The sequence below is a fragment of the Pseudomonas violetae genome, from assembly GCF_023072615.1.
In the GTDB taxonomy this organism is placed as follows: domain Bacteria; phylum Pseudomonadota; class Gammaproteobacteria; order Pseudomonadales; family Pseudomonadaceae; genus Aquipseudomonas; species Aquipseudomonas violetae.
Window position 1 is genome coordinate 1 of the sequence record NZ_JAKNRW010000071.1, and the last position, 8,911, is coordinate 8,911.

Annotated in this window: 5 protein-coding genes, 2 rRNA genes and 1 pseudogene; 4 read left to right on the forward strand and 4 right to left on the reverse strand. The window is 57.9% G+C overall.

All coding sequences use genetic code 11. The features are described 5' to 3' along the window. Both L9059_RS30155 and L9059_RS30160 read left to right on the forward strand, forming a co-directional pair. On the forward strand, positions 1 to 4,018 hold a 4,018-nt coding region (locus tag L9059_RS30155), incomplete at its 5' end, for an immunoglobulin-like domain-containing protein (protein WP_345894384.1). A gap of 147 nt (positions 4,019 to 4,165) precedes the next feature. Further along, complete coding sequence (locus L9059_RS30160) at positions 4,166 to 4,504, forward strand: tryptophan synthase subunit beta (RefSeq protein WP_247295963.1); 339 nt, start codon at positions 4,166 to 4,168, stop codon at positions 4,502 to 4,504. A 54-nt stretch (positions 4,505 to 4,558) separates the two neighbouring features. Here L9059_RS30160 and lapD read toward each other — a convergent pair whose 3' ends face one another. Together lapD and lapG are read right to left on the reverse strand one after the other, a co-directional pair. Then, on the reverse strand, positions 4,559 to 6,505 hold the full coding sequence (lapD, locus tag L9059_RS30165) for a cyclic di-GMP receptor LapD (RefSeq protein WP_247295998.1): 1,947 nt from the start codon (positions 6,503 to 6,505) through the stop codon (positions 4,559 to 4,561). 14 nt (positions 6,506 to 6,519) lie between these two features. After that, on the reverse strand, positions 6,520 to 7,212 hold the full coding sequence (gene lapG, locus L9059_RS30170) for a cysteine protease LapG (protein ID WP_247296000.1): 693 nt from the start codon (positions 7,210 to 7,212) through the stop codon (positions 6,520 to 6,522). Between the two features lie 189 nt (positions 7,213 to 7,401). Between lapG and L9059_RS30175 the strand changes: the two genes are divergently transcribed. Both L9059_RS30175 and L9059_RS30180 read left to right on the forward strand, forming a co-directional pair. Then, the gene (locus tag L9059_RS30175) at positions 7,402 to 8,112 is read left to right on the forward strand and encodes a GntR family transcriptional regulator (protein ID WP_247296002.1); all 711 of its coding nucleotides are present in this window, start codon (positions 7,402 to 7,404) and stop codon (positions 8,110 to 8,112) included. A gap of 136 nt (positions 8,113 to 8,248) precedes the next feature. After that, positions 8,249 to 8,458: pseudogene (locus L9059_RS30180) on the forward strand (DUF4880 domain-containing protein); the annotation flags it as partial. A gap of 153 nt (positions 8,459 to 8,611) precedes the next feature. Here L9059_RS30180 and rrf (L9059_RS30185) read toward each other — a convergent pair. Together rrf (L9059_RS30185) and rrf (L9059_RS31175) are read right to left on the reverse strand one after the other, a co-directional pair. After that, positions 8,612 to 8,727, reverse strand: a 5S ribosomal RNA gene (gene rrf, locus L9059_RS30185). Positions 8,728 to 8,835: 108 nt separating this feature from the next. Beyond that, positions 8,836 to 8,911 (reverse strand): 5S ribosomal RNA (gene rrf / locus L9059_RS31175); the annotation flags it as partial.

Below are 8,911 nucleotides of genomic sequence, written 5' to 3' on the forward strand. Positions count from 1 at the left end.
GACCGGTCAAGGCGATGCCGTCGGCATCACCATTGTTGGTAACGGCCCAGTCCTGGAAAACCAGGGCGCAGCGTTCACCATCAAGCTCGACAAAGCTCAGCTGCAACCGGTCACTGTGACCTTGAGCAACGGTAAAACCGTGGTCTTTGCTGTTGGTGAAACCGAGAAGGTCCACACCCTCGACCCGCAAGGCGACGACGTCTACAAAGACGGCGGCACCGCACAACTGGGCATTACCGGTGCCACGTCGAATGGCGCCGCACTGGAAAACCCAACCATCGGTGGCCCAGCGACAGTAACCATCAATGACACCACCAGTGAAGTCATCGCCAAGCTGACCGTGGATAAAACCACGGTGGCCGAAGGTGGCCAGATCACCTACACCGTGACCCTGACCAACATCAATGGCCTGCCGATCAACAATCACGACGCGATGAGCTTCACCCTGAGCAACGGCAAGATCATCAACATCGCCGCCAACGCCAGCTCCGGTTCGTTGCCGGTAACCATCGCGGATGACGTCTACACCGGCGGCCAGACTTCGCTGGTGAACAAGCTCGAATCCGTCTCCGGCGGCAGCGTGAAGTTTGAACAGCTGACCCTCGACAAGACCCCGTTGACCACTACCATCACCGATGAGCCTGCAGGCCAAGGCGACAAAGTCACCGTGGGCATCACTGGCGATGCTTCAGTCGTTGAAGGCCAGACAGCACATTACACGCTGAACCTGAGCAACACTGCCCACGGCGAAGTCACTGTCACCCTGAAATACAGCGGCACAGCGACTAACAACGTTGACTTCAACGGTGTCGTCACGGTCAAGATCCCGGCCAACAGCAATGGCGTCGGTTTCGACATCTCGACCATCAACGACAAGCTGGTGGAAGGTTCCGAGAACTTCGTGATCACCATCGACAGCGTCGCTGGCGGTAATTTCGAGAACCTCGTAATCGACCCTACGAAAACCAGCGTCACCACCACCATCGTCGACAACGACCATGCACCGGTTGCTGTAAGCGGCGGTGTTACCGGTATTGAAGACACTGACCTGGTGCTGACGTGGGCCAACTTCCAAACCACAGATGTCGATAACGACAGCCCTCTGAGCGTCACCATCACGGATGTAGCCGGTCGCGGCGACCTGATGTTCAACGGTGCGGCTGGCTGGGTGAAAGTCGCGGCAGGCCAGGTCATCAGCCAGGCGGATATCGCCAGCGGCAAACTGAAATTTGTACCGGTGGCCAACGAGTCTGGTGCTGACGGTTACGGCGGCACTGGCATTGGCAACAAGGCCGCTGACTACGCGCAGATCAAGTTCAAGCCTACAGATGGATTCAACCAGGGCAATGAGGCAACGCTGAAAGTCGACATTACCCCGGTGGCTGACAGGCCGACGCTGAATGTCGACAGCAATGCCGTGACCTCGACTGGCCTGCTCAAGGAAGTCTGGACCAACCTGTCCGGCCTGAGCGCAGGCTATGACGGTAGCGCAGGCAGCGGTGTGGCAACTGCTACCCTGAAGTCGGTGATTGATGCGGCGAAGAATCCGAACAGCACCAGCACCTCGACCAACGTGCAATCCAGTGGCGATGTCGCTGTGGGTACCGCATCGAAAACGTCCGGCCTGATCTACCTGGAAGCCGGCAAAACTTACACCTTCAGCGGCAGCGCTGACGACAGTCTGCTGGTGACTATTGGCGGCAAAGATGCAGCCAGTGCGCTGTGGGGTAAAGGTGGCGCCATCTCGGGTACAGGCTTCAAGCCGACTACCAGCGGCTACTACACCATCGACATCTACCACCACAACCAGAGTGGCCCGGGCAGCTATGACGTCAACCTGTCGATCAACGGCGCCGCCGCTGTCGACCTGAGCAGTTCCGGTATTCCGCTGTACACCGGCGTGGCCAACCTGGCCGCATCCGGCGTGACGGTTTCCGATCTGCACGGCACTAACGGTGAAGGTTACTACGAGGGCTACAAGCTCAACGAAGGCGCGGAAAACGGCAGCGTACACCTGTCCAAAATCACCACTGCGCTGACCGATACCGACGGCTCGGAAAGCCTCAGTGTGACCATCAGCGGCTTCCCGAAAGGCATGGTGCTGAGCGACGACGCCGGCCACAGCTGGACGGTGGGCACCGATGGCAAGGCGATAGTGACTGGCTGGAACCTGGCCAACCTGACCCTGACACCACCGGCTTACTACAACGGAAAGTTCGACCTGACCGTGACCTCGACTTCTACCGAGCAACTGGGTGGTTCGGCTTCGAGTACGGCGACGATTCCGGTCACCATTTACCCGGCCACGTACAACCCGATCACGTTGACGGCGGGCAACGACGTTCAGGACGGCACCTTTGGCAATGACATCATCGTAGCCGACGTCGCCGGGCTTACGCCGATCCCGGGGCAGAACTACAACATCGCCTTCATGGTCGACAGTTCGGGCAGCATGAGCGATGCCTCTGTGACGTCGGCCAAGAACTCACTGATAGCGGTATTTACCTCGCTGATCGCCAGCGCCACATCGCAAGGCGAGAACCCGGGTACCGTTAAGGTATTCCTGGTGGACTTCGATACGCAGGTGAACAAATCGATTTCGGTCGACTTGTCGGTCAATGGGGCGCTAGACAGCTTGAAGACCGTGCTCGATAGCATGAACAAGGGTGGTTGGACTAACTACGAGGACGTATTCAAGACCACGGCCAACTGGTTCTACAGCACCGACGCTAAGAGCAACCCGAATGCGATTAACCTGACTTACTTCATCACCGATGGTGAGCCAACTGCCTATACCTCCTATGAGGTAGTCAATCCAAAAGTCGTTGATTACTGGTCAAACAACACCAGCGACATCAACCTCGACAGCCTGATGAAGGCCGGTGATTACAAGCCTGGTACCGCGTTCAACACGATGATCGGTGGCAAACTCCGGACATTGGTTGATGCAAGCGGCAACGTTTACAAATGGACCCAGGACAGTTCCGGCGACTGGAAATCTTCGAAGATCGACAGTGACTTGAGGATTCACGCGCAGGGTGATGGGACTTACGAACTGTCTTATAACGACGGCAGGGGCAGGGTCGATAACGACAGCGCCTATAACGCAAGGCTGGCACTCGCACTGTTCGCAGCGGCCAACTCCACCGTACAGGCCATTGGCCTGAACAACTCAGTCACTGAAAGCGACCTGGCTCCGTACAACACGACCAAAGGAAAACCGCTGGCCAACATCAACCCTGATGACCTGGCTAACGCGATCCTGGGCCACAACGAGGCGACACTGCCAGGAAGCGACAACATCAACGGCGGCGATGGCAACGACATCATCTTCGGCGACCTGGTGAGCTTCAACGGGGTCACGGGTGAGGGCTACACCTCGCTGCAAGCGTTCGTCGGCCTGGAAACGGGTGTCGAAACCAACAAGGTCACCCCAAGCAACGTGCACCAGTTCGTGACCGAGAACTACAAAGTGTTCGACGTGTCCGGTGCTCATGACGGCAACGACACGCTGCTGGGCGGTGCCGGCAACGACATCATTTTCGGCCAGGGCGGCGACGACAAACTGTACGGTGGCAGTGGCAACGACATCCTGCTCGGCGGAACCGGTAACGACTTGCTCGATGGTGGCGATGGCAATGACATCCTTATCGGTGGCAAAGGCAACGACACCCTGATCGGCGGTCTGGGTGGCGACACCTTCGTCTGGAAAGCAGGCGACACCGGTAACGATGTGATCAAGGACTTCAAGGCCGCCGAGGGTGACCGTATCGACCTGCGTGACTTGTTGCAGGGCGAGACCGGCAGCACCATCGACAACTTCCTGAAGATCACCACGGCGGGCGGCGTGTCGTCCCTGGAAGTGAACTCTGCCGGTAAGTTCAACAGTACTGACGCCGCAGCCGCCAAGGCGGATGTGACGATCACGCTGGAAGGCAACAACTGGTCTACCGCCAACCTGCACAATCTGATTGCCGGTAGCGATCCGACCATCAAGGTTGATCACAACAACAGCTGATAGCCAGCGTGTGGCCGCCCAAACCGGGCGGCCGTCACGTTTGCGATAATCACCCCGGTGACGATTCAGTCGTCGCAACGCATACTCGTGCGCAGTTGGCCTATGCTGCTGACAGCATGATGCTGGTCCATTTCTGAGGGATGCTCAATGTTTTACGTGCAACGCGATGCGCAAGGCCAATTAGTGCGCGTGGAGGCGGCGGCTTACGCCGAGGCCACCGAAACGCTGCCCGCCGATCATCATGAGATCCAGGCCTGGTACGCCAACGAAGTAATGGAAGTCAGCCTCAAGCAGCTCAAGCAGAGCGACCTGGAAATGATCCGGGTACTCGATGACTTGATTCAGGTGCTGACCAGCAAAGGCGTGATTAGGGTGACGGACCTGCCAGCGGCGGCGCAGGCCAAGCTGATGGACCGGAACCAGGCGCGCGAAGCGCTGGGTGGCTTGAGTCATTTGATTGATGATGACGAGACGGGGTTGATCTAAGCACTTTGCAAATCAAAAGATCGCAGGCTGCGATCTTTTGTGCTTCTGAATTGTTTACTGCCAGGGCTTGGGCTCGCCAAACAACTGCCCCTGCACCCCATACAGCCCCATCTCGCGAATCACCGACAACTCCCCTTCAGTCTCGACCCGCTCAGCTATCAGCGGCAGATCAATGCTGTGCGCAGCACGCTGGATCGCTTCGATGAATAGACGCTTATCACCCTCCTGATCAATCGAACGGATGTAGCTGCCATCGATCTTAAGGTAGGCCAGGCCCAGGCGTGCGAGGTTGCCTATCATGCTGAAACGCCCACCAAAACGTTGCAGGCTCAGAGAGAAGCCCAGTTCGCGCAAACGCTTGGTCAGTTGCTCAAGCACGGCCTGCTCGGGAATCTGTTCCTCACCGATTTCCAGGGTCAGGCGCGACCCCAGATTAGAATGGGCGCGCAGGATGTCGAACACCTTGCTCAGCATCTGCGGATCCGCCAGCGTAGCCGAAGACAGGTTCAGCGCCAGTGACTCGTCATGATCGGCCATTTGCTCCAGCACCAACTCCAGCATCAGCCGGTCCAGGCGCGCCGTCCAGCCAAAGCGCTCCAGCCAGGGCAGGAATCGCCCGGCGGGAATAGTCTGGCCCTGGTCGTCGATCAGCCGCGACAGCACCTTGTAATGCAGCACCAACTGCGGGTCCTGGCTCGCGACGACCGGCTGGAAGTACAGTTGCAAGCCTCGATTCGCCAGCGCCTGATCCAGCAGGTTGTGCCAGGCATGATGGTCATCTGCGACGCGAGACAAGGCGCTGTGATCCAGGCAGGCCCAGCTCGGTTCACCCTGAGTTTCCGCCTGTGCCAGTGCCTGGTCGGCCAACCCGAGGACCGCCTGGGGTGAGTCGCCATGGACAAACGGCGCCAGGCCCAGAGAGGCTACCGAGGCCACGTCGGTGGCACCGGTGGCATGTAGACTAGCCAGGGCGCTGTCGAGATTGCGCGCCAGATGCAGTGCTTCTTCACGGACCAGCCCCGGGGCCAGCACGGCAAATTCGCCGCCGCGGATGCGCGTGACGAGGTTTTGCGTCTCGGGATACTTGGCGCATTCACGCGAAAGCTGCTCGCCGACCGCTATCAGCAATTCGTCGGTACGCTGACCGCCGAGACGCTGGTTCAAGCCGGCCAGATCCTTGACCCGAAGCAGCAGCAGATAGCCGGAGCTAGCCTGCTCCGGGTTGCTCACCCGAGCATTCAACTGCATCTCGAAATATCGCCGATTGGCCAAGCCCGTCAGATTATCCTGGTAAGACTCGATACGCAGTTTTTCACTGCGCTCGGCCTGCTCCTGGAACAGCGCCTTGAGCTTCTCGACCATCTGGTTCATGGCCTGGACGACGCGTCGCAATTCGGGGGTGCGCGGCAGGTCCGGCAGGCTGAGGAACTCACGCCGGGCGATGGCGTGGGATTGCTTGACCATATAGTCCAGGGGCTTCAATTGTCGCCGCAGCAGCAGCGCACCCAGTACCGCACTGACGGCGCCGCAGAGCAGTAACCAGCCAAGGCTGCCCAGCGCGCTCTGCCAGAGCTTGGCCAAGGCAAACATCGGGTGGCTGACGACCTCGACCCGCGCGGCCTGTTCCCAGCCACGACTGACGATGGCATCACCCCCCGCTGGCGCCAGCCCGATCAGCTTGACGAACCAGTCGGGCACGTTGGTCACCGCAGGAATGCCACTGCGTTCCACGATGATGTTGTCGTTGCTGACGTCGATTACCCGAATGCTGGCGTAGTAACCACTATCGAAAATGGAGCTGACGAGCAACTCGACCATCGCCGGATCATCAATATTGGGCGTGAGGGACAACGCCAGAGCCGTCGCCGCATCTTGGGCGTGGGAGCGCAACTGATTGACGTATTGGGTCCGCGAGCTTTCCAGGCTCACCATGAAGCTGCCAGTGAAAGCGACCACCAGGAACAGACAGATAGCGATCAAAAGCTGTTTAAACAAAGACATCTGAGCGCGTGCTCCTAGTTAGTCGTCTCGACCGGGAAACCTTCGGCCTGCATTTTCTTCAATACATCCTGCCAGCGGGACAGGCGTTTGGTGTCGCTGACTTTCTTATTGCCCTTGGCACCCGGCAGGTACAACCCTTCTGCGTTGAACGAGTAGACCGGCAGCAGATCGGTTCGTTGACTGGCGGGCTTGATTGCATCGATCAAGCTGTCGAGCACCAGCGGCATCGCCTCGGGACTCGAATAGTAGGTCAAGACCATATGCGCGCGATTCTGGCGCAGGGCCTTGACGTAGGTGATGCGAAGCTTGTCACTGGACACCCCGAGATGGCGCAGGCTGAAATACTTGGCGATGGCATAATCTTCGCAATCTCCTGCGCCTTTCCATAGCGCTTCGACGGGCGTCTCCCAATAATCGACCTCGTGCCACAAGTCGATATCCTCGACGTAACGCACTTTCCGGTTGAAAAATTGATTAACCAGATTGAGCTGCTCCAGCTCACCGACCTGCTTTTGTGTAGCCAATAAATGCTGCCAGGCGTCAATGCGTTGCTGCCCTTCGCCCAATGGCCCGTACAATGCCTGGGCACGGCGACTGATCAGCGAAAAATTCCAATCGGCATGCAGTCCGCCCAGCATGACGCCAGCCAGCAGCAGGGCGCATGAGAGCCAGCGCAAAGTCCGAGAGATCGCGAAACGTGCCGCCAATGCGAGGCATCCAGATCAGGCAGGTGGAATTCGGTTGATGGTGAAGGTTAGCCCGACAAAAGACAATGGCACGATGAGATCACTGATAGCGCGCTAAACTTTCAGAGAGACCGCCAGTTTGACAATGTGTCCGGCAGTCACTAATGTCAATTTGGATCCAATTACATTCAAACTCATTCAGGGTGCGTTGTGACACAAAAGCTCAACCCTCTAGGCAGTATCAAGATCAATGCACCAATCCCCGCGCACATGGCCCGCGCGGTGATTGAAGAGACCTTGCGCTCGGCGATTCTCGACGGTCGAATCCCCTGTGGCACAGCGTTGCGTCAACAAGACCTCGCGGATTTCTTCGGGGTCAGCCGCATGCCGGTTCGCGAAGCGCTGCGTCAGCTTGAAGCGCAATCGCTGCTAAGCGTCATCGCTCACAAAGGCGCCGTCGTCGCGCCGCTCATTCAGGGCGACGCTGTGGAAACCTACGCGCTGCGTATTTTGCTCGAGTCGCAAGCACTGCGCCTGTCGATCCCTCTGCTTATCGCCGACGACCTTGAACAGGCAGCGCGCCATATCGATGATCTCGAAACGGAGCGCGAATTTACCGAGATTGGTCGTCTCAATCGCCTCTTCCACATGGCGCTTTACAGTAAAGCGCCTAACCGCCGGCTGTTGCGCCTGGTGGAGGACGGGCTGAAGGAAGAAGAACGCTTCCTGCGCTTCAACCTGGAGGCGATGAACTTAGGTGAGTTGTCTCAGGAGGACCACCGGGCGCTTTTGCGAGCAGTCGAGGACCGGGATGTAGAGAGCTCCGTGCGCTTGCTTGAACAGCACCTCAACCGTGCGGTGGAAGTTATAACGTGCTACCTCGATACACATGAGGCACTGAACAAGAGCCGTCCGACGTAAGACTCCTAATCATTGTAACTCGATGGGAGTGTGCCGATCAGTTGCACAATCGGCTACCCTCGAAAGATAATGCGATTTATTGTCATTTACGACTGCGGGCTGCCGCATCATTTCTTCATCGCCTTTGGCAGCATAGGTGCCTGATCAACATGTCGTGAGACAGGCCATCCATTGGCTCCTGCGCTTGCGCAACAACGCTGGCAATCCACGGCTTCGCCTGCAGTGTGGCGCGCGGAGCGCGGAGCGCCAGGAACATGAACTCGCCTGGCAGCGTATCAAATCCCTGCAGGCCGAGCTGAGCGGCGATCCGGGCGCCGGGCGGGGCGCTCAGGACACCTTGAATACATCGGCAGCCATCGCCTAGTTGCACTATCGAACCCGCTGGTGGGTGAACCTGCAGCGCCGTGCCTGAATCATGAATCATGGACAAGTCACATTCACGGGGCGCAAAACGACAAAACCCCTGTCTGCGTTAGCAGACAGGGGTTTCGGAATTCAATCTTGACGATGACCTACTCTCACATGGGGAAACCCCACACTACCATCGGCGATGCATCGTTTCACTGCTGAGTTCGGGATGGGATCAGGTGGTTCCAATGCTCTATGGTCGTCAAGAAATTCTGTGACCAGCCCGTTACAGCAGCAACGTGCAGGTGAAAATTGGTGACTTCTACAAAAACAAAACCCCTACCTGCATACGCAGATAGGGGTTTTGGAATTTAATCTTGACGATGACCTACTCTCACATGGGGAAACCCCACACTACCATCGGCGATGCATCGTTTCACTGCTGAGTTCG

Bases quoted from the DNA above. Each gene is read 5' to 3' on its own strand.
- L9059_RS30160 (WP_247295963.1), top strand. From the start codon at position 4,166: ATGTTTTACGTGCAACGCGATGCGCAAGGCCAATTAGTGCGCGTGGAG.
- lapD (WP_247295998.1), bottom strand. From the start codon at position 6,505: ATGTCTTTGTTTAAACAGCTTTTGATCGCTATCTGTCTGTTCCTGGTG.